19 protein-coding genes are annotated in these 20,774 nt (G+C 69.7%); 6 read left to right on the plus strand and 13 right to left on the minus strand.

The window, feature by feature from the left end:
- Positions 1 to 71 precede the first annotated feature (71 nt).
- Both ACTXG6_RS18150 and ACTXG6_RS18155 read right to left on the minus strand, forming a co-directional pair.
- On the minus strand, positions 72 to 698 hold the full coding sequence (locus ACTXG6_RS18150) for a TetR/AcrR family transcriptional regulator (protein ID WP_445188994.1): 627 nt from the start codon (positions 696 to 698) through the stop codon (positions 72 to 74).
- Positions 699 to 748: 50 nt separating this feature from the next.
- Positions 749 to 1,921, minus strand: coding sequence for an acyl-CoA dehydrogenase family protein (locus ACTXG6_RS18155; RefSeq protein ID WP_445188995.1), 1,173 nt, complete (start codon positions 1,919 to 1,921; stop codon positions 749 to 751).
- A 343-nt stretch (positions 1,922 to 2,264) separates the two neighbouring features.
- On the opposite strand from ACTXG6_RS18155, the gene ACTXG6_RS18160 reads away from it, so the two are divergent.
- Together ACTXG6_RS18160 and ACTXG6_RS18165 are read left to right on the plus strand one after the other, a co-directional pair.
- Positions 2,265 to 3,566: an aromatic ring-hydroxylating oxygenase subunit alpha gene (locus ACTXG6_RS18160; RefSeq protein ID WP_445188996.1), complete on the plus strand. Its 1,302-nt coding sequence runs from the start codon at positions 2,265 to 2,267 to the stop codon at positions 3,564 to 3,566.
- The gene (locus tag ACTXG6_RS18165) at positions 3,563 to 4,093 is read left to right on the plus strand and encodes an aromatic-ring-hydroxylating dioxygenase subunit beta (protein ID WP_445188997.1); all 531 of its coding nucleotides are present in this window, start codon (positions 3,563 to 3,565) and stop codon (positions 4,091 to 4,093) included. The genes ACTXG6_RS18160 and ACTXG6_RS18165 overlap by 4 nt, the downstream gene beginning before the upstream one ends.
- A gap of 45 nt (positions 4,094 to 4,138) precedes the next feature.
- Here ACTXG6_RS18165 and ACTXG6_RS18170 read toward each other — a convergent pair whose 3' ends face one another.
- From ACTXG6_RS18170 to ACTXG6_RS18185, 4 genes are all read right to left on the minus strand, one after another.
- Positions 4,139 to 5,497, minus strand: coding sequence for an NAD(P)-binding protein (locus ACTXG6_RS18170; protein WP_445188998.1), 1,359 nt, complete (start codon positions 5,495 to 5,497; stop codon positions 4,139 to 4,141).
- A 397-nt stretch (positions 5,498 to 5,894) separates the two neighbouring features.
- Positions 5,895 to 6,290, minus strand: coding sequence for a hypothetical protein (locus tag ACTXG6_RS18175; RefSeq protein ID WP_445188999.1), 396 nt, complete (start codon positions 6,288 to 6,290; stop codon positions 5,895 to 5,897).
- Between the two features lie 471 nt (positions 6,291 to 6,761).
- A complete protein-coding gene (locus tag ACTXG6_RS18180) occupies positions 6,762 to 8,333 on the minus strand; it encodes a hypothetical protein (protein ID WP_445189000.1) in 1,572 nt (523 codons plus the stop codon).
- 111 nt (positions 8,334 to 8,444) lie between these two features.
- Positions 8,445 to 10,217, minus strand: a complete 1,773-nt coding sequence (locus ACTXG6_RS18185) for an ABC transporter ATP-binding protein (protein ID WP_445189001.1) — start codon at positions 10,215 to 10,217, stop codon at positions 8,445 to 8,447.
- Positions 10,218 to 10,630: 413 nt separating this feature from the next.
- Between ACTXG6_RS18185 and ACTXG6_RS18190 the strand changes: the two genes are divergently transcribed.
- Positions 10,631 to 11,716 (plus strand): aspartate-semialdehyde dehydrogenase, encoded by a 1,086-nt coding sequence (locus ACTXG6_RS18190; RefSeq protein ID WP_445189002.1) that lies wholly within the window; start codon positions 10,631 to 10,633, stop codon positions 11,714 to 11,716.
- A 10-nt stretch (positions 11,717 to 11,726) separates the two neighbouring features.
- On the opposite strand, the gene ACTXG6_RS18195 is transcribed toward ACTXG6_RS18190, so the two are convergent.
- Complete coding sequence (locus ACTXG6_RS18195) at positions 11,727 to 12,218, minus strand: phosphoribosyltransferase (protein ID WP_445189003.1); 492 nt, start codon at positions 12,216 to 12,218, stop codon at positions 11,727 to 11,729.
- 165 nt (positions 12,219 to 12,383) lie between these two features.
- On the opposite strand from ACTXG6_RS18195, the gene ACTXG6_RS18200 reads away from it, so the two are divergent.
- Positions 12,384 to 12,818: a VOC family protein gene (locus tag ACTXG6_RS18200; protein ID WP_445189004.1), complete on the plus strand. Its 435-nt coding sequence runs from the start codon at positions 12,384 to 12,386 to the stop codon at positions 12,816 to 12,818.
- Positions 12,819 to 12,905: 87 nt separating this feature from the next.
- Here ACTXG6_RS18200 and ACTXG6_RS18205 read toward each other — a convergent pair whose 3' ends face one another.
- The 3 genes from ACTXG6_RS18205 to ACTXG6_RS18215 form a co-directional block, all read right to left on the minus strand.
- A complete protein-coding gene (locus tag ACTXG6_RS18205) occupies positions 12,906 to 13,754 on the minus strand; it encodes a hypothetical protein (protein ID WP_445189005.1) in 849 nt (282 codons plus the stop codon).
- 650 nt (positions 13,755 to 14,404) lie between these two features.
- A complete protein-coding gene (locus tag ACTXG6_RS18210; protein ID WP_445189006.1) occupies positions 14,405 to 14,719 on the minus strand; it encodes a dihydrofolate reductase family protein in 315 nt (104 codons plus the stop codon).
- A 42-nt stretch (positions 14,720 to 14,761) separates the two neighbouring features.
- A complete protein-coding gene (locus ACTXG6_RS18215; protein ID WP_445189007.1) occupies positions 14,762 to 14,965 on the minus strand; it encodes a dihydrofolate reductase family protein in 204 nt (67 codons plus the stop codon).
- 216 nt (positions 14,966 to 15,181) lie between these two features.
- Here ACTXG6_RS18215 and ACTXG6_RS18220 point away from each other — a divergent pair, with 216 nt between their 5' ends.
- Complete coding sequence (locus tag ACTXG6_RS18220) at positions 15,182 to 16,147, plus strand: NADPH:quinone oxidoreductase family protein (RefSeq protein ID WP_445189008.1); 966 nt, start codon at positions 15,182 to 15,184, stop codon at positions 16,145 to 16,147.
- Positions 16,148 to 16,498: 351 nt separating this feature from the next.
- Here ACTXG6_RS18220 and ACTXG6_RS18225 read toward each other — a convergent pair whose 3' ends face one another.
- The 3 genes from ACTXG6_RS18225 to ACTXG6_RS18235 all read right to left on the minus strand — a co-directional run bounded on the left by ACTXG6_RS18225 (position 16,499) and on the right by ACTXG6_RS18235 (position 19,774).
- Positions 16,499 to 17,203, minus strand: coding sequence for an ABC transporter ATP-binding protein (locus ACTXG6_RS18225; RefSeq protein WP_445189009.1), 705 nt, complete (start codon positions 17,201 to 17,203; stop codon positions 16,499 to 16,501).
- Positions 17,204 to 17,462: 259 nt separating this feature from the next.
- Entirely contained in the window at positions 17,463 to 19,079 is a 1,617-nt protein-coding gene (locus ACTXG6_RS18230) for a DHA2 family efflux MFS transporter permease subunit (RefSeq protein WP_445189010.1), read from the minus strand.
- Positions 19,080 to 19,312: 233 nt separating this feature from the next.
- A complete protein-coding gene (locus ACTXG6_RS18235) occupies positions 19,313 to 19,774 on the minus strand; it encodes a MarR family winged helix-turn-helix transcriptional regulator (RefSeq protein ID WP_445189011.1) in 462 nt (153 codons plus the stop codon).
- Positions 19,775 to 19,992: 218 nt separating this feature from the next.
- Between ACTXG6_RS18235 and ACTXG6_RS18240 the strand changes: the two genes are divergently transcribed.
- Positions 19,993 to 20,706 (plus strand): hypothetical protein, encoded by a 714-nt coding sequence (locus ACTXG6_RS18240; protein ID WP_445189012.1) that lies wholly within the window; start codon positions 19,993 to 19,995, stop codon positions 20,704 to 20,706.
- Positions 20,707 to 20,774: the final 68 nt, after the last annotated feature.

A 20,774-nucleotide genomic window follows, 5' to 3' on the forward strand; every position in this document is an offset into this window, starting at 1 on the left:
GGGGGTGGTGCGGCGGCGTCGGGTGACGGCGACAACCGGGCTGCCGCGGCCGAGGCCCGAGGGATCGGCGCTCAGGGCCGCAGCGAGTGCAGCACCATGGACTGCGCGGTCCGGATGAGCTCGCCGATCGGCCCCCGCTCGGGGTTCCACCACTCGGCGGCCCAGTTGAGGGCGCCGAGCACGATCATCCGCCCCACGGCGGGCTCGACGTCGGCCCGCAGCTGCCCGGTCGACTCGAGCTCGGCGACCAGGGTGCGCCAGATGTCGTTGTAACCCGCGATCTCGGCCAGTGCCCGCCGGCCGACCTGCTCGGGCAGCTGGTTCCCGTTGCGGATGATCGCCTTCGCGTAGTCGGAGATCTCCAGTTCGTGGCGCAGGTGGGCCTCGACGGCGGTCGAGATCCGGTCGACGGGCGTCGCGTTCGCCGGCAGCGCGGCGAGGGCGTCGGTGAGATGGGCCCGCATGGCCGCGGCGCCGACGAACATCACCTCTTCGATGAGGTCCTCGCGCGACGGGTAGTAGTAGTAGATCGCCGGCGCCTGCACCGCCGCTTCCTCGGCGATGTCGGACAGGCGGGTGCCGGCGAAGCCCTTGCGCGCGAGCACCAGGGCGGCCGCGTCGAGCAACCGCTCGCGGGTGCGACTCGACTTCGGCCCCGAGCTCTCGGGTTCGGTCGTGTCAGTGGTCCTCTGTGGCACAGGGTGATCGTAGGAGACCGACCTCCGGTCTGCCCCGAGCCGCCTCCTGGTCAAGGGCGCGCACGCTGGGCGATGTCCCGGCCGATGATCTCTTTCATGATCTCGGTGGTGCCCCCGTAGATGGTCTGGACCCGGCCGTCGACGAACGCGCGGGCGACCGGGTACTCGAGCATGTACCCGTAGCCGCCGTGCAGCTGGACGCACTGGTCGGTGACGCGCTTCTGCAGCTCGGAGAGGTACCACTTGCCCTTCGCCGCGTCGACGACGGTGAGCTCGCCCGCGTTGAAGGCGAGGACGCACCGGTCGACGAAGGCTTCGGCGACGTCGAGCTCGGTGGACATTTCGGCGAGTACGAAGCGACTGTGCTGGAAGTCGCCGACGGCCCGGTCGAACGCGGTCCGCTCGAAGCAGTAGCGCACGGTGGCCTCGTAGACCTCGCGGGCGACCGTGTAGGCGGAGGCGATGATGCCGAGGCGTTCCTGCGGGAGGTGGCTCATCAGGTGCGCCATGCCGTGGCCCTCGGTGCCGATCAGGTTCTCGGCGGGCACCCGGACGTTGTCGAAGTACAGCTCGCCCGTGTCCTGGCCGTGCAGGCCGACCTTGTCGAGCTTGCGGCCCCGGGTGAAGCCCGCCATGCCCCGTTCCACCACGAGCAGGCTGAACCCCCGCGAACCGGCGTCCGGGTCGGTGCGGGCGGCGACGATGACGAAGTCCGCGCTGGTCGCGCTGCTGATGAACGTCTTCTGCCCGGTGAGCAGCCAGTCCGCGTCCGGCCCGGTCCCGTCCCGGTGGGCGGCTGTCCGGATGCCCTGCAGGTCGCTGCCGGTGCCCGGCTCGGTCATCGCGAGGGCGCCGAGCAGGTCGCCCCTGGTGAACGGCACCAGCCAGCGCTTCTTCTGGTCCTCGGTGGTCAGGTCGAGCAGGTAGGCCAGCACGAGATCGTCCTGCAGCCCCAGTGTCATGTTGAACGACGTCGCGCCGACCCGGGCGGCCTCCTCGTTGACGACCATCCGGTAGCGGTAGTCGGTCTCGCCGGCGCCGCCGTACTCCTCGGGCACGGCGAGGCCGTAGATGCCCTGCGCCGCGGCGGCCCGGAAGACCTTGGGGTCGATCAGCTTGGCCTGCTCCCAGCCCAGGAAGTAGGGGGTGACCTCGCGGGCGAAGAACTCGCGCACGGTCTCCCGGTACTGCTCGTGGTCGTCGGTGTAGAGGGCACGTCTCATGGGTGGGCAGTTCCTTCTCAGGTCGGCGTACGCCCCGAGGCTCGTCCGGACGGGGTGTGCGGGTATCGGCCTTGGGTGTGTTTAATCGAATATAGAATATGGGCCTCAGCTCGGCCAGATCGTCCGTTGCGACCGGGGTGCCGCGCTTGACAGCGCGCGCGGGACCGTGGTGTTCTACGGGCGAATTAATTTGGGTTAAAATCCGGCCTCCACCGACCGGCGCACGCGCGGCGGCGGCCGGTGGAACGGTCCTCGCCCGGGCGCGGGTTGGGGAGGACTGGTGTATATTTGAATCTAGATTAAATGCCTGAACGTCCCGCCACGTGCTCCGAAGGGAGTTGTCATGACTCTGGCCGACGCACCGTTGCCGCCTCCGGTCGACGCGCCGGGGCGCGCGGGCATCCCCTACCAGGACCTGATCCGGCCGTTGCAGGTGCACGGTTCGCTCTACACCGACCCGGCGATCTTCGCCGACGAGCTGGCGAAGATCTGGTACCGCACCTGGGTCTACGTCGGGCACGTCAGTGAGATCGCGGAGCCGAACGACTACGTGCGCAAGAACATCGGCCCGCAGGACGTGGTGATGACCCGGGACGCCGCCGGGGAGGTGCACCTGTTGCTCAACCGCTGCGCGCACCGGGGCAACCTGGTCTGCGAGGCGGACAGCGGCAACTCGAGCTCGTTCCGGTGTCCGTACCACGGCTGGACCTACCGCAACACCGGCGAGATGGTCGGCTACCCGCTCGTGCAGGGGTACGGCGGGAAGAAGCAGTTCAGCCTCGGGCTCGGCCGGGTGCCGAGGGTCGCGGTCTACCAGGGCTTCGTCTTCGGCAGCTTCGCCGAGGAGGGGCCGACGCTGCGCGAGCACCTCGGCGAGGCCGCCGGCGAGATCGACCGGCTGGTGCGGCTCTCGCCGGAGGGTGAGATCGAGATCAGCGCGGGCTGGCTGAAGCACCGGGCCCGGGCGAACTGGAAGTTGCTGGCGGAGAACGAGACTGACGGCTACCACCCGCAGTTCGTGCACTCCTCGATCTTCAGCGTGGCGCAGAGCGGGATCGGCGCGCTCTACGGCGACAAGTCCACCGCGGTGACGCGGGCGCTGGGCAACGGGCACAGCGAGAACGACCTCCGCCCGGAGTTCCGGCGGATCGGTACGCCACTGGGCTGGTTCGGCACCACCGAGGCGCGGATGCCGGACTACTCGGCGAAGATGCGGTCGCTGCACGGCGACGCGGCCGAGGAGATCCTGATCGACGGCGGCCCGCACGTGATGATCTTCCCGAACCTGTTCATCGCCGAGATCCAGATGTTCGCGATCCAGCCGCTGGCGGCGAACCTGACCGTCCAGCACGTCACCGCGGTGCAGTTCAAGGGCGCGCCGGACATGAACCGGCGCATGTTGCAGCAGTGCGTGGGTTCGGTCGGTCCGGCCGGGCTGCTGCTGGCCGACGACACCGAGATGTACGAGCGCAACCAGGCCGGGGTGGCCGAGCTGCGGCCCGAGTGGCTGGACGTGCGCAGAGGCGCGCACCGGGAGTACGTCGACGAACGCGGGCTCACGGTCGGCGGCGCGACCGACGAGACCGGGATGCGCGGCTTCTGGGCGCACTACAAGCAGCTGATGACCGAGGGACGGGCGTCGTGACGAGCACCGTGCCGAGCACTGTGACAAGCACCGCGGCGACCGGGTCGGTACCGACACCGCTGGACATCCGCGACATCGAGCAGTTCCTGTACCGCGAGGCGAGGTTCGCCGACGAGCACGACTACGACGCGTGGGAGTCGCTCTGGACCCACGACGCCCTGTACTGGGTGCCGGCCGGCGCGGACGACAGCGACCCGATGACCCAGATGTCGGTCATCCACGACAACCGCAACCGGATCTCCACCCGGCTCAAACAGCTGAAGACCGGTCGCCGGCACGCGCAGATCCCGATGTCCCGACTGCGCCGGGTGGTGTCCAACGTCGAGATCATCGGCACCGACGGCGCCGAGACGACGGTGGAGGCGAACTTCGTGCTGGTCGAGTCCCGCGAACGTGGCCGCGAGGTGTGGGCCGGGCGGTACACCTATCGGCTGCGACTGGTGGACGGCGAACTGCGCCTGGCCTACAAGAAGGTTGCGCTGGTCGACAACGCCCGCGTCCTGCCGACCCTGGCCTTCCTGATCTGACCGGCTGATCTGATCGCCTGACTCCGGCGGCCGCGGGGCGCGGCCTCAGTAGGACGGGGCACGCAGCGCCGCCGCGGGGAACTCCGCGCGAATCCGGTCGGTGACGATGCGCGCCGAAGCCACGCAGCCGCTCTGCCCCGCGCCGGCCCACTCGCGGACTCCGTCGCCGACGTTCCACAGGTTGCCGATCGGGGTCGTGGGCGGCAGGTCGCGGCCGGCGATGGCGCGCTGCGCCGGCCACTCCTCGCCGGCGCAGATCTGCACGGACAGCACCCTGGCGTCGCCGAACTCCGGGAAGTTCTCCAGCAGGTCGCGCTTGAGCAGGGCGATCTCGGCCTCGGTGTCGAACTCGCCGGTCGCGGGGTGCGGCGTGCTGGCCCCGGCGTAGAGGTACCAACCCGGTGGCGCCAGCGCCGGCGACGTCGCGGTGAGGTGCGAGGCGTAGGCCAGCCGGCGGGTGGAGCCGAAGAAGACCAGGCCGTCCAGGTCGGTGATGTGCTGGCGGCTCGCGAAGTTGACAGTGATCAACGTACTGGGACGGGACTGCGCGCGGATCTCGTCGGCGTAACCCGGGGGGAGTGCGCCGTCACCGCACATGCCGACGGTGGCCACCGGGCCCGCGTTGCTGACCGCGAGCCGGACCGCCACCCGGACGACCTCACCGGCCCGGCGGACGAGTGCACCGTTCACCGCGCCGTTGTCGTCGAAGGTGAACGCGGTGACCTGGCTGTCGAGCCACAGCACGCCGCCGGTCCGCTGGAACTTCTCCGCCAGGGCCCGCCACGGCCCGATCGAGCCCTCCGGGTGGGTGCCGTAGGTGCTCAGCGCGTCCTTCTTGGTGAAGTAGTCGAAGAACAGCGCGGCCTCCACGTCGGACGGCTCCGCGGCGAACATTGCGCTGGTGAGGCTGCGAACCAGCCGGTGCACGGCGGGGCCGGCCCTGAGGCTGGTGAGCCAGTCGCTCGTCGTGACCCCCCGCGCCGGGCGGAGCGAGCCGAACCGGCGGGCGACCGCGCCGACGCCGATCAGCGCGCCCCGGAACGCGAACCCCGCCGGCCCGCTCATCAGTGGAATGTCGCGGCGGCCCAGTCGCAGTGCGAGCGGGCGTCTCGCCGGCCGGACCCCCATGTCGACGCCGACCTCGTCGAAGAGCCGGCCGTTCTCCCCGCCCAGCTCGGTGACCACCGCCCCGGTGTTGACGACGAACCCGTCGATGTCGACCGTGGACGCGCGCCCGCCGACCCGGTCCCTGCTCTCGACCAGCAGGGTCCGGTAGCCGTAGTGGTTGAGCCGGGCGGCCGCCGCCATCCCGCCGGCCCCGGCGCCGATCACCAGGGCGTCATAGCTGCTGTGCGGGGCCACGTGGGTGACCGAGTCGAGTTGACCGGACGTACTCGCGCTCATGGCACCCTCGATCCGCCGGGGAGACGCAGACCGCCTTAATCTAACGCTGTTTGACGATCGGGGCGAGTGGAGATCAGAGCACCGGGACGGGTCGGCTGCGTGAACTGACCGTCAGCGCCAGGCGTGCCGTGCCCTGAAATGGTGGTGCCCCGGCGACCCATTCTTGGTCGCCGGGGCACACCGAACCCCGCGACCGCTCCCCGGCTGCGACGTCCTCGCATGCTGGTCAACGAGTCGGCCGGGTGCCGCGTCACGGCTCAAGGACAGACTCGCCTCGGAGGTGTGAGCGCCCTGGAACCGACCTTACGCAGCGTGTTCGAAAACGATCGGATGCGGCGGTGTCCGGGGCGGGGGAGCCCGACCGGTTGCGTGGGCCGAACGCGTTCACCCGGCACGATCACTCCGCGTAGGTCTGCCAGCTCAGGCGGCCGAGGAACTCTTCGCTCGAGTCGTTCAGCTCATCGAGCGCATGCTCCAGGCGCCGGTTGAACCGGACCGTCATCTCGTCGACGGCGCGCAGCGTGCTGGCGACCGTCGGTTGGGCGCGCAGCCGCGCCAGCCGGTCCTGACCTCGACCCATCAGTTGCGCGTAGACACCGCCCGGTGTCACGGAGCTCATCCGGGGCGGCCGACCGGCCCAGAGGTCCGGACTGATGAGTGTGGACACAGCGACCTCGCCGGCTCCGAGCGAGGCCAGCAGCGGCCCGCGTAGCAGCGCGAACTGTGGGCCGATCGCACGCGCCGCCTGCGCGCGGAACTGCCGGACGTCGCCCGAGGCTGGCAACTGGACCATGGCTGATTCGCCCTTCCGCGGGGCGAGTCGGATCGCGACCAGCCCTGTTTTGTGTAACCCGCCGCCGCGACTGGATATGCCCCGGTATCTACCACTCTCACCCTTCTGTGTTGAGGCGGTGTTGACGTCTGATAAACGACCGGCCGGGACAATCCGCGGAACGCGGCTCCTCGCCCTACCCGCACGGTCTAATTACACGAATGTAACTCGTTCGGGAAGGGGTGATATCCGCCCAGATGAGTGATCTTGCGCACTTATTGTGGTCAAAGTTGTGTGGATCAGCGCTCGTGCGGGTAAACCGGCAGCAACAAATACTTACCGCTGGTCGCTGGGGAGCGGATCGAGCGGACGCGAAAGCCGGGCCCGGTCGTCTCGGGGGACGATTCGGGCCCGGCTTGTCCGGCTCCTGGCCCAGCATGTCGAGCCCCAGCTTTTCGAGGCCCCAGCGCTCCGACCGCCGTCCGGCGGGGTTCAGCTGTCCGGTGCGACCGCCTGGCGGGCGACGATGTGGCTGGCGTTCGCGTCGAGCCCGACACCGGTGCGGTCATCCACCACCATCGGGACCGGCCCCGGCGCGGATCGGATGGACGCGTGGTTGCTCGCCCGGTAGACATCTGTGGTCGCACCGTCACCGGTCGCGTAGAGCATGCCGCGCCACGCGGCGGTGACGAGCGGGCCGGCCGCGTTGCTGGAGCTGTAGTCCGGCGCCGCCCACAGCTGCTTCCCGGTCCGGGCGTCGACGCCGACCGCGGCGCGACCCTCCCGCCGAGCGTCCGGGGCGAAGCAGATGGTGGTCGCCACCCCGTCATAGATGCAGCGGCTGGACGGAATGGGCGGCACGGTCAGCTTCGCGACCGGCGCACCGGTGTCCGCGTTCAGTAGTTGGAAGGTCGGCTGGGTGGGGGAGTCGGCCTGCTGGCCGATGGCCGCGACCAGGGTGGGGCCGGCCGGCGACACGTGCAGTCCGTAGCCGTGCAGCTGAGTCCAGCGGGTCCGGCCGTCCGCGACCGCCAGCCCACTGATGTGTTCGGTGGCACCCCGGGGCGCGTCGACCTCGGCGCCGACGACGGTCTCGCCGACGAGCGCACCGGCGGCGAACCCGTCGCGGGTCCACACGGTCCGGCCCGTGCCGACGTCGGCCGCGAGGACCACGTGCGACAGCCCGTCGGTGACGGCCAGCACTACGGTCGAGCCGGCCGCGCCGAGGACGGACGCGGAGACCCGGGACGCGGCACCGGACGCCCAGTCCGGCAGGCCGACCAGGACGTCGGTGACCGCGCGGTCCCCGGTGGCGATGCTGGCCAGTTCGACCGCCCTGCCGGTGGGGAGTGGGGGATTGTTCGTCGCGCCGCTGGTCGGTGCCGGACTGTTGGTCGACGTCGGGCCGCCGGCCGGGGGCGGTGGGGCGCCGGTGTTGGGCGCCGCGGCCGCGGTGGGGGCGGCGCCGAAGAGGGGCATGGAGCTGTTGTCCGAGCTGGGTGGCGCCGCACGGTCACTGCTGCCGGCTGGGACCGGACGGTCCCCGGTACCCGGTGGCGCGGGACCGTCGCTCGCGCTCGGCGGCGTGGCGTCCGCGCCGCCGCTCGGCGGGGCGCTGCCCGGTGGCGTGGACCCGTCGTTGCCGGCGGCCGGTGCCACCCCGGTGTACACCGGGGCGGCGGCCTGGACGAAGAACGGCCAGAGGACGACCTTGATGTTGTTGATGGTGGTCAGCACCGGGGGGCCGCCGGTGGGCCCGGCCACCGACGCCGGGTGTTGCGGGCCGACGGTCGCGGTGGTCTGCCCGCTGACGGTGTCCACGACCCGCACGCCGTCGGCGCCACCGAGGTAGGCGGTGGTCCCGTCCAGTGCGACCGGGAGCTGACGCTGGTACGCGTCCTGGTCGTCGGGGACCGCCGGTGCCGGTCCGATCTCCACGGCCGGTCCGAACGCGACCGGCCCCACGGTGGGCTGGTCGGGGCCCGAGCACGAGGTCAGGCCCAGTGCGGCGGCGAACACCGCGATCGCGGTGACAGCTCTACCGGGTGGTCTGCCGCGGCTCACGATCGTTCGCCTCCGTCGTCGGACCCACCGTTGGACGTCCTCGGGGGCAGATCCTCTCACTCCGCCGAATGCCCGACGCGGGACCCCGTCCGCCGGGTCACCCGGGTCAGGTCAGGGCCGAGGACTCCCGCCGCGAGGAGGGGATCGGTGGTCGGTGGGCGGGTAACCCTGGGTGGGGGCGTGCGGTGGTCTGAGTGACCCGATCCGTCGCCTCGGCGGCGGCGCGGTGGGGTGCGCCCGGAGCCGGTCCGGCGGGTCGAGCGGCGGGAGGATCGTGCCCTGGTGGAGGTGCACCGTGCGGGTGGCCAGTCTGGTCAGGGCCGGTTGGTGGGTGGTCATCACGACGGTGCGCCCGTGTACCAGGCGGGTCAGCGCGCGGACCACCAGCTCCTCGGCGTGCGCGTCGAGCCCGGTGGTGGGTTCGTCGAGCAGCACGACGGGTGCGTCGAGGAGCAGTGCGCGGGCGATCCCGACCCGTTGGCGCTGCCCCCCCGAGAGCCCGACGCCGCCGGCGGACACCTCGGTGTCGAGCCCGTTGGGCAGCTTGGCGGTGAACTCGGTGACCAGCGCCGCGTCCGCGACCCGGGCGATCTCGGCGTCGGACGCGTCCGGACGGCCGAACCGGATGTTGTCGGTGAGCGTGCCGGAGAACAGGAAGGTGTCCTGCAGGAGGATCGCGATCTGGCTGTGCAGCCACGCCTCCGGCGCCTGCGACAGCGGGACACCGTCGAGGAGCACGTCGCCGCCGGAGGGGGCGTACAGCCCGGAGATCACCGCCAGCACGGTGGACTTGCCGGCCCCGTTGTGCCCGAGCAGCGCGATCCGCTCACCGGGACGGATGGCCAGGTCGAGGTTGTTGAGCACCGGCCCCCGGCCGTAGTCCAGGACCACCCGCCGCAACTGGATCGAACCCGCGACCCGGTCCGGGAGTGGTCGGCCGGCCACCTTGACCGGCCGCTCCTGTTCGAGGATCGCGGTGACCCGCTCGGCCGAGGCCGCACCCTGGGTGAAGGTCAACGACAGTTTCGACAGCGACCGCATCGGACTGAGCATGTCGCGCAGGTAGCTGGTGACCACGACCAGCACGCCGATGGTCCACCAGCTGGCGATCACCCCGTAGCCGCCGACGAACAACAGTGCGGCGGCACCCAGCGCGGCAACGGTCTCCAGCAACGGGGTGAACCGGGCGCGCAGCTCCACGGCGCGCAGGCCGGTCTCGAGCACCGCGCTGTTCTCCGCGCCGAAGCGGTCGTCGTGCAGGCCCTGGCGGCCGAAGACGTGGATGGTGCGGATGCCCTGCAGGGACTCGGCGACGAATCCGGTCATCAGGCCCTCGGCGGCGCGGCGGCGGCGCGCGGACGTGCGGGTCAACCGGCTGTAGCGGCTCGCGGTGAAGAACACCAGCGGGGCCGCGCACAACGCGATCAGGCCCAGCCGCCAGTTCACCGACAGCAGCACGATGGAGAACCCGGTCAGCGACACCACACCCGGTATGAGTGTGGAGAACAACCCGACCAGGCTGTCCTCGATCCGCGCGGTGTCGCCGCCGATCCTGCTCATCAGCTCGCCGACCGCGTGCCGGTCGTGGTACCTCATCGGAAGCCGCTGCAGGTGCCCGAAGAGATCGGAGCGGATGGCCGAGGTGATCCGTTCGCCTGCGCTGTTCAGGATCCGGTCGCCGAGGTAGTCGAACACGCCGGACAGGCTGGTGATCACCAGCACGGACAACGAGGCCACGGCGAGCACCTCAACCCCCGAGGGCCCGAACAGGTACGCCACCGCACCCAGTTTTCCGTCGATCTGCTTGCCCTTGAACAAGTTGTCGATCACCAGCGCCAACGGCCACGGGGTCGCCAGGTCCGCGACCAGCTCGCCGAACCGCATCCCCACCCCGAGCAGCAGAGCCCGTAGCTCCGCGCGGCCGTAGGCCCGGAATCCCCACAGCTGGCGGAGCAGACCGATATCGGGATACCCCGAAACGGCCCGGTTACCGTGCCCCGACGTGGTGCTCCCGCGGCCGGCTGACGAGTGCCGGCCGCGTGATCGTCGCGGCGGCAGAGCCGAACCTTGGTCCACGTCTCAGCCTAACGAGCGGGGATCTCTTCCGACGCGAGCGGGCACTCTCCCTCGGCGGCGGTCGGGGGAGCTGTCCCTACGTCCGGATCGGGGGTTCGCCCGCCGGGGTTGGCGGGGCTGCCCGATCGATCTCGCCGCTCGCGCGACCGATCCTTGGCGGGTGCGAATCGCGATTGCCCGCGCTAGGGACTGTCGCGCGCGAACAACGAGAAGAGTCAACGATGACGGTTCTGGCGGTTGTGGGTGCCACCGGTGCGGTGGGTTCCACGATGATCGAGATCATGGACGCACGGCAGTCGGTGCCGTGGTCGGAGATCCGGCTGGTCGCGTCGGCCCGCTCGGCCGGCAAGGTGCTGCGGGTGCGCGGTGCGGACATCACGGTGCGGGAGTTGGCGCCGGAGGTGTTCGACGGCGTGGACGTCGCGGTGTTCGACGTGCCGGACGAGGTCAGCGCGGTGTGGGCGCCGGTCGCGGCGGAGCGTGGTGCGGTCGCGGTGGACAACTCCGGGGCGTTCCGGATGGACCCGGACGTGCCGCTGGTGGTCCCCGAGGTAAATGCCGCGGCCGCGTCCGTTCGGCCGAAGGGCATCATCGCCAACCCGAACTGCACGACGCTGTCCATGGTGGTCGTGCTGGGCGCGCTGCACCGGGCGTTCGAGCTGCGCGAGCTGGTGGTGTCGTCGTACCAGGCCGCGTCCGGCGCCGGTCAGGCCGGCATCGACCAGCTCTACGCCGAGATTGCCGCGGTGGCCGGCAAGGAGGTCGGGTTGCGCGGCGGGGACGTGGCCGAGGTGCTCGGCGGCGCCGGGCTGGACTTCGGGCCCGGTACGAGCTCGCCGTTCCCCGCGCCGCTGGCGCTGAACGTGGTGCCCTGGGCCGGCTCGCTGAAGGACGACGGCTGGTCGTCGGAGGAGCTGAAGGTCCGCAACGAGGCGCGGAAGATCCTCGGCATCCCCGGCCTGAAGGTGTCCGCCACCTGCGTGCGGGTCCCGGTGGTGACGACGCACGCGGTGGCCGTGCACGCCACCTTCGCCTCCGAGGTGTCGGTGGACGAGGCCCGCGCGGTGCTCGCCTCGCAGCCCACCGTCGTGCTGCGCGACGACCCCGCGACGGGACAGTGGCCGACCCCGCTCGCGGTCGTCGGCGGCGACCCGACCTGCGTCGGGCGGATCCGCCAGGCACTGGACTTCCGCAACACCCTCGAGCTGTTCATCTGCGGCGACAACCTGCGGAAAGGCGCCGCCCTCAACACCTATGAGATCGCGGAGGGACTGGCCGCGGCCGCGCCGGAAGTTCTCGCCGCCTGAGTTCGGTCGGCTACGCGTCGAGCACCTGGCCCTCGCGGCGGACCACCGGCGGCTGGACCGACCACGGGAAGTTGATCCACTTGTCGGTGTGCTTCCAGACGTACTCGCAGTTGACCTCGGAGCGGGGCTTCTCGTAGATCACCGCGCAGCGCACCTCGGCGACCTGGTCGGCGCAGAAGTCGCGGACCAGCTTCAGGGTGGCGCCGGTGTCCGCGACGTCGTCGGCGACCAGGACCGTGGCGCCGGTCAGGTCGACCGCGTTCGGTACCGGCGGGAGCACCACCGGCATGTCGAGTCGCTCGTCGACGCCGGTGTAGAACTCGACGTTCATCACGTGCAGGTTCTTGACGTCCAGCGCGTAGCCCAGCGAGCCGGCGACGAACAGACCGCCGCGCGCGATCGACAGGATCAGGTCCGGGGCGAAACCGTCGTCGGAGATCGTCTGGGCGAGCTGCCTGCTCGCGGTGCCGAACAGTTCCCAGGTGAGCTCTTCGCGCTCCATCGTGCCTCCCGCGTGGTGCGACATGTCAGAACCCCGAGCTCCGCCGTGAACATGCGCCTCGTTTCATGATCTTCATCCCGGTCCCGAGCCTACCGAGTGCCAGCCCGGGGGGCATCGCCGATGCGTGCGGTCAGGAGTGTCGGCGGTCGGCAATACGGTCTGCCCATGGCGTATGACTTCCAGGTCACCATCGACTCGACCGACCCGCACGTGCTCGCCGACTGGTGGGCCGACGCCCTCGGTTGGGAGGTGGAGCCGAGCGACGAGGCGTTCATCCTCAAGATGGTCGAGCAGGGCCAGGCCAGCCTGGACGACACGGCAACCCATCGCGGCGCGCTGGTGTGGAAGGCCGGGGCGGCGATCCGCCATCCCGACGGTACCGACCGCGCGCCGCGCGTCCTCTTCCAGCTCGTACCCGAGCCCAAGACGGTCAAGAACCGGGTCCATCTGGACGTTCGCATCGGTACCGACGGTATCGATGCGGTGGCCGAACGGCTGACCGCCGAGGGGGCGACGCTCCTGCACCACGGCAAGCAGGGGCCCTACACGTGGGTCACGCTCGCTGATCCGGAGGGCAACGAGCTCTGCCTGTCGCGGTGAGCGCTGCCGCACGGGAGTTGCCGTAGTCCACGACGTCGAACGCGGCAACGACGGCTTCCTCGACGGGCCGCGAACAACGCCCTGAAGTCAGTGCCCGCCGCCGTGGCCGCCGCCACCGCCCTTGCCGCCGCCGCCGTGCCCGCCGCCGCCGTGCCCGCCGCCGCCGTGGCCGCCGCCGCCATGCCCACCACCGCCGTTGTGCCCACCACCGCCGTTGTGCCCACCGCCGTGGCCGCCGCCGCCGTGGCCGCCGCCACCGCCGTTGGGGCCCGCGCCGCCGTTGGGGCCCGCGCCGCCGTTGGGGCCCGCGCCGCCGTTGTGGCCGCCGCCCCTGCCGCCGCCGTGCCCGGAACCGCCGCCGGGGTTGGCGCGGTGGCGGCCGCCACCCGCGTGCTGCGTCGGCGGACCGCTCCGGTGATGGCCTCGAGTGGCGCCCGAGCCATCGCCGCCGGCGTGCCGACCGCCCGACCGCCCCTGGTGCTGGCCGCTCGATTGGTGCACCGGGCGACTGGTGGCGTGGCCACCGCTGCCGCGTGGCCCATCGGGCAGGCGGGGAGCGCTCCACTGGTGGTAGTCGGCCGCCTTGTTGCCGGGCTGGTCGCGCGTGTCGAGCGCGGCACGGCTGAACTGCGAGCCCTGGCCCGAACCGGTCGACGCACGCATGGTCCCGATGTTCAGTCGTTGACCTGGTGAGAGCACCCTGATGGCCGGCAGTCGCGCCCCGGGCACCGGATCGGCACCGGGCACCGTTCCGAGTGCGACCGGGAACGGGATCGGCGGCGCCCCGGTCGCGATCGCCTGGGCGACCACCGTGATCGCGCCCAACGCGCCGACCGTCAGTACAGCCGCGGTCGCGGCGGTACTGGTCCAGTCCATCGGGTTCGCCCGTCTGACCAGTCCGTCCACTCGCGGCAGCAGCAACTCACGCGAGAGCACGTCGTCCAGATTCAGAAACCGTGGCGGCATCGGTTGTGAAGACACTGATCCCTCGATCGCGTAGCCAGAGAATTGTTGGCCGTGCTCATCAATCGTCATTGGTCAGCTCGGCCGCGGCAGCATTCAATAGACCGAGTGCTACACCGGACAGCCGCCGAACGGGTGGAGGCCGTGCGGCGGTATGCCGTCGTCCAACGAGTGGCAATCGGAGGCAGGAGGGCCGCCAACAGGTCCGCCTCCGGTTGCCGGGCACCCTTCCTGAGTGGGTTGCCACAAGATGGCATCGGCGTCGTTGGCCGCGGCCGGGTCACCGCGGTCGGTCGGAGGCTGGAGATCAAGTACCGCTGACCCGCTCCACTGCCTGACGTGATCGACCGTGCCGGGCCGCTGAGGTCGTCGCCGAGGCCCTCCTGGGTACATCGACCCCGCTGACCTGGTATTTCCGCTGCCGAATGATCGAGCACCGGACGCGCTCGACCTCGTGGAAAGGGGATCCCGCGCCCGGATGGCCACCGACAGGGGGCCGGATATCGCCGGCGGCGCTTTCGACCAGCGCTTGTCCGCCGGTCTCCGTGCCGCGGTGCGGAGAAGGGGTCGCGTATCCGCTACCCGGTGATCGCGGCAAAGCTACCGCTGGTCGCACACCGCGGTCAGGGCCGTTGGTAGCGGAGCAGGACGACCCCGTTACCGAACGTCCTGGTCTCGACGAGCCGGAGGCTGACCTTGTCATCCGCCGGCTGGAACATCGGTCTGCCCCGCCCGATGAGGACCGGGTGGACGTAGACGCGGTACTCGTCGACCAGGTCGTGCCGCATGAACGCCGCCCCGAGGTCGGCGCCGCCGAGTGCCAGGTCGCCACCGGGCTGTGCCTTGAGCGCTTTGATGTCGTCGACGACGAGGTCGCGGACCACGGTGGTGTTCCAGTCGGCCCTCTCCAGGGTCTTGGAGAACACGATCTTCGGCATGTCCCGCCAGATGCGCGCGTACTCGACCGCGGGCCCGGTGCTCTAGGGATCCGCGTCCGCCGTCGGCCAGAACGCGGCCATCAGCTCGTGGGTGACCCGCCCGCTCAGGAAGGCGCCCATCGGGGCGAGCAGTGCGTTGAAGTGGCTGTGCAGCTCGTCGTCGACCTGGTGCCAGTCGAGCTCGCGGTCCGGCCCTTCGATGAATCCATCGAGAGACACCGACATCATGTAGACGATCTTTCTCAACGCTGTCCTCCACGGTTGACTGTCACATCTCAACACGCCGTCCCGTCCGATGGGCATGACTGTTGGGTTCAGACGCTGGGTGCTGTGGTTCGTCGTGGTGGGTGCGGCGCTCACGGCGCCCTGGCGGGCTCGCCAGCACACCGCCGGCCGTAACGTGCCACTATCCGGCTGAACGCGACCACGACGACGGCTGGCCACGACGACGGGAGTGCATTGATGCGCGCGGTGCAGGTAGCTCGGCTCGACGGACCGGACGCGGTGGAGATCGCCGAGGTGCCGGAGCCGGTGCGCGCCGAGGGCCAGGTCCTGGTCGAGGTGAAGGCGGCCGGGGTCAACTTTCCCGACCTGCTCCTGACCAAGGGCATGTACCAGTACAAACCGGAGCTGCCGTTCGTGCTGGGGGGCGAGTTCGCCGGCGTCGTCCGCGAGGCACCGGCGGGTTCGGAGTTCGCGCCGGGGGACCGGGTCGCCGGCACCAGCACCACCGGCGCGTTCGCCGAGGTGGTCGCGCTACCGGAGACCTTCGTGTTCCCGCTGCCGGACAACCTCGACTTCGCCGCCGGCGCCTGCCTGCCGATGAACTACCTCACGATGACCTTTGCCCTGATCACTCGGGGCCAACTGCGCAAGGACGAGACCGTGCTCGTGCACGGAGCGGCCGGCGGCATCGGCACCGCGACGATCCAGCTCGCCGCCGCGCTCGGTGCCCGGGTGATCTCGGTGGTGTCCACGCCGGAGAAGGCCGAGTTCGTGAAGTCCATCGGTTCGCACGAGGCCGTGCTGGCCGACGGCTTCAAGGATGCGGCGAAGGAGCTCACCGGCGGCCAGGGCGTCGACATGGTTATCGACCCGGTCGGCGGTGACCGGTTCACCGACTCCCTGCGCAGCCTGGCTCCGCTCGGCCGGCTGCTGATCATCGGCTTCACCGCCGGCGACATCCCGACGGTGAAGGTCAACCGCCTGCTGCTGAACAACGTCGACGTCCGGGGCGTCGGCTGGGGCGCTTACGCCCTGCCCCGGGCGGGGTACATGCGCCAGGAGTGGGACCGGCTGGTGCCGTTCCTGACCAGCGGCGTCGTCGACCCGCCGATCAGCGGCAGGTTCCCGCTCGAGCGGGCCGGCGAAGCCGTTGCGCGGCTCGGTGACCGCACGGTGCTCGGCAAGGTCGTGATCGAGCCGTAGGCCGGGTGCTCCTCCGCTCCCGTCCGGGACGGTCGTGACTTCACGTCGGCTTGCGTTGCCACGCTCCCGAGCGCTCGCCTTGTTCATTGGTGGAAGTGGGTTGCGCCGAGTCCGCGGCGATTGTGTCGGATCATTCCGATCTGGAATTGGCGACGATCGGTGAGAAGTTGTTCGCGGCGGCGTTGTTGAACAATGGGCGGACGTCCACGTATCCGCCGGACCCGACGGCCCTTTGCTCTGCGTAAGGATACGCAACAACTGGGCCGGGCCAGTGCGGCCGTTGCGTATACCTACGCAGAGCTGAGCTCTCGGGATGCCGGGTTGGTCGATCTCCAGCGCGGACCGCGGCCCTCAGGCACTGACGGCGGCGAGCTTCGTCCTGCGGTTGTGGACCTTGTCGTCGCTCTGGATGCACCCGTCGCGCAGCCACACCCGTCGCGTGCAGTACTCCGCGACCTCATCCTCGTGGGTGATCACGATGATGGTGCAGCCCGCGGCGTTGAGCTCGGTGAACAGCTCCATGATCTCGACGGTCGACTTGGTGTCCAGGGCACCGGTCGGCTCGTCGGCCAGGATGATCGAGGGGTCGTTGATCAGGGCCCTGGCGATGGCCACCCGCTGCTTCTGACCGCCGGACAGCTCGCTGGGCACGTGCCGCAGCCGGGTGCCGAGCCCGACCCGCTCCAGCGCGGCCTTCGCCTTCGCCCGCCGGCTGCGGACCCCGTTGTAGATCAGCGGCAGCTCGACGTTGCGCATCGCGTCGGTGCGCGGGATGAGGTTGAACGACTGGAACACGAACCCGATCCGCTGGCCCCGGGTCTTCGCCAGCTGCCTCTTCGACAGCTTCGTGACGTCGGTGCCGTCGAGCAGGTACCGCCCGGAGCTCGGTGCATCCAGGCAGCCAAGGATGTTCATCAGGGTGCTCTTGCCGGAGCCGGAAGGGCCCATGATGGCGACCATCTCGCCGGCCTGGATCGTCAGGTCGATGCCGTGCAAGATCGTCATCTCACCCTCGGCCATGCGAAAGGACTTGGTCATGCCCTCGAGCTCGATCATCCCACTCCTTTGTTGAAGCGCCGCCACTCGCTGCGTCTAAGTCATTGCTCGGCGCGTCCGACAACGACAATAGGTGATCGCCACTGAGAGATCGCTGGGACCAGTACAAAGGGGTCACTGGGACCAGTACGAATGGTCGTGCCCAAGCAACACGTGTGAAATTCGACACCGAAAAACTTGTTGTAATATTGAATTACCGTTGACTTAAGAATTAGCTGTGAGTATTAGACGATCTTCGTCAAGTGTGAATTGGGTAACATCAGATCTCCACCATCTCGCGCTCCTGGCCGGCCGCCGGACGGCCCCCCTTCAGGAAGAAGGTGAGCACCAGCGCGATCAGTGAGCCGACCGTGGTGACCAGGAAGATGTTGCTGTAGCTCTGCGCCATGACCTGGGTCTGCAGTTGTTGCCACAGCGGCAGCAGTCCGGCCTGCCCCTGTTGCTGCATGTCCTGCACCTGGGGCAGTACGTCGGGTCCGCTGCTGGTCAGCAACGAGGAGCGGTCGGCATAGAGCTGGGCCTGTTGAACGGTGGACAGTGCGCCCAGCGCGGCAACCCCGAGCGCATTGCTGACCCGCTGGGCGATCTGGCTGATCGCGCTACCGGAGTTGATGATGCTCGCGGGCAGTGCCGCCAGACCGACCGTCATGATCGGCATGAAGGCCAGTGCGAGGCCGGCGGCTCGGATCACTGTCCAGACGACCATTTCCGTGCGCGTGGTGTCGGCGCTGACTTTGATCATCAAGTAGCTGCCGATCAAGCTGATCAGCACTCCGATCATGGCCGGCCAGCGAGCTCCGATCCGGTCGTAGATCTGCCCGGCGAACGGCATGATCAACGCCATCGCCGCTGCCTGGGGTAATACGACCAGACCGGTATTCATCGGTGTGATTCCCTGACCGGACTGCAGGAACAGCGGCACGTAGTAGAGCACCGCGAACATGCCGGTCGACATGACGGCGATCAGCAACAACGAGTTGACGAACGGCCAGTGCCGCAACGCCCGGATGTCCAGCAGTGGCTGCGCGACACTGAGCTCGATCACCGCGAACAGGGCGAACGTGTTGACGCTCACCGCCAGCAGGATCAACACCCGGTAGCCGGTCCACCCCCACTGCTGCCCCTCGGACACCGCGAGCAGCAGGGAGAAGGCGGCGGTGGCGATGCACAGGAAGCCCGGTAGGTCGAACTTGCGGCCCTTCGCCCCGGCGAACTTGGGCAGCACGAAGATCGCCGCGATCGCGCCGAGAATGCCGACCGGCACGTTGATGTAGAAGATCAGCCGCCAGTTCACGTACTCGACCAGGTAGCCGCCCAGTGCCGGCCCGACACCCGGTGCGAACACGATGCCGAGGCCGTACATGCCCATCGCCACCCCGAGCTTCCTCGGCGGCACCAGCTTGTACAGGATGGTCAGGCAGGTGACCGGGATGACGCCGCCCGGGATCGCCTGCAGGATCCGGTACACGATCATCATGTTCAGGCTGTCCGCCGTGCCGCAGAGCGCGGAGAAGAACGAGAACCCGAGCAGTGAGATCAGGTACAGCCGACGGAGGCCGAGCCGTTCACCCAGCCACGCGCTGGTCGGCACGACGATGCCGAGACACAGGGTGTACGCGGTGGCAACCCAGGAGATCTGGTCCGGCGAGGCGCCGAACTGGCCCTGCATCGTCGGGATCGCCACGTTCACGATGCTGGTGTCCAGCACGGACATGAACATGCCGACCACGACGACGGCGAGTGGCAGACCCCACTTGTCCGTATGGGTCGACGCCTCGGCTGGCCTCGGGGCGGGCTTTCCCGGCTCCGCCTCCCGTCCGGGTGGTTCCGGAACCGTTGGTGGGGCGGTACCTGTCAGCGGCGCCGGTGCCTTCATTTCCAGGAGATCCTCAGGGGTCTCCGACATCACCTGACACTCGAGCGCAACAGCGACAAACAGGTCATACAACGACAGAACCATTTGCGGCCCTAATTAGCAATGCAAAGCTGATACAGCACTGATAGGCCGGACAGCCCGGGAATAAACCAGGCGTGTGATCTCCGGGCCCGACCGTTCCGGACCGAGCGCTTCGGCCGTCGGGGATTGGTGTCAGGCCTGGCGCCCGGTGTTCAGACTCGACCGAGCCGGGGGTCCTGACTGAGCTTGGACAGCAGATGGCGGAGTCCGCCGTCCATCATTGCCGCGATATCGGGCCGGACGGAGTCGAACATCACCCCGGTGAGCGCTTCGATCGTGGGCGTCGCTCGGTGCAGGGTCTGTTCGCCGGCCGGGGTGAGGGTGAACGCGATCGGCATGCCTCGCTGCGATGTCGTCCTGGCGAGCAGGCCCTTCTCGACGAGCTGCCGGGTCAGTCCGCCGGCGGCCGGTGGCGTGATCTGAAGTCCGCGTGCGAGATCGGCCCGGTTCACGCCGGGGTGGCTCGCAACGAAGGTGAGCGCGGTGAACTGACCGGCACTGACCTCGTGCGCGGTGAGGGCGCGGTGCATCTGACGTTCGACAAGGTGCCCGAGCTTCGTCACAACGCAGGTCAGCGGCTCGGGAGCGGCGGCTGTGGGGCTAATCGTGGTCATCGCACCCTGAGCTGCCAGCCGCGACATGCCGCGAAACTCTAATGGTCAACTTTCCCGGGCAGATCTCCCGTTCAGCCACGATATCTGCCCCTTTTGGTTCGAAACCGGCCGGTCGCGCGGGAGATCTCCCGCGCAGGCTCCGACCCGGGCGTTTGCGGTTCGGCGAAATGGATACTCCTGCCCGAAGAGGCCGACTTCGGGTGGGGGGAGCCGACGACATGCAACGCGGACGCCTGGTGCCGGCGGACAGGTCGCGGCGCGGTCTGCTGGTGGCGCTCGCGTTTGCGCTGGTCGCCGGGGCGGTCCTCACCTGGGTCGACGCGGGCGCTTCGCACGGCACCCCGGCGGTAGTCGTGCCGACTTTCACCGCGCAGGCCGAGCAGGCTGGCCCAGCTCCGGTCCAGGCGCGCGCCACCCTGCTGCCGGCCGACTGCGCGGAGGTACTGAACGGCCCGGTGGACGCCGCGGGACTGCTGGCCCAGCCCACCGGGAGCGTGGCCGTGCACACCGTGCTGGGCGTGCCGTCCACGTCGGTGGGCCTGCTGGAGCGGATGAACTGCGGATACCAGCGCAACGGTGCCACCGGTGGGGCGGGCGACCCGATGCTGCAGCTCGGCCTGGCCGCGTTCAGCGATGGGTCGGCGGCCGACGAGCAGCGGCTGCGCAACGTCGCCGCCGAGCGCGGCGACACCCTGGCCGCGGCGCCCATCGCCCTCGGCGAGGCTCATGCGGTGCTGCTCACCGAGCCGGCCCGCACGGTGCTGATGACCGCCTACGACCGCTACACGGTGACCGCGAGCCTCGACCGCGGTGTGTTCCCACCCGCCCAGGAAGGTCCCGTACTGGTCGACCTGGTCCGGCGGGTGCTGCCCAACCTGGCCCCGCCGCCGGCCGCCCCCGCAGCGCCGCCGGCCAGCCGCGCCATGCACTAGCTGGACGTCTGCTGTTGTGTCTGCCCGCTCCAACTTCTGTCGCGACGGGACGCCCACCCCTTCCGAAC

This window comes from Pseudonocardia sp. Cha107L01, from assembly GCF_052566575.1.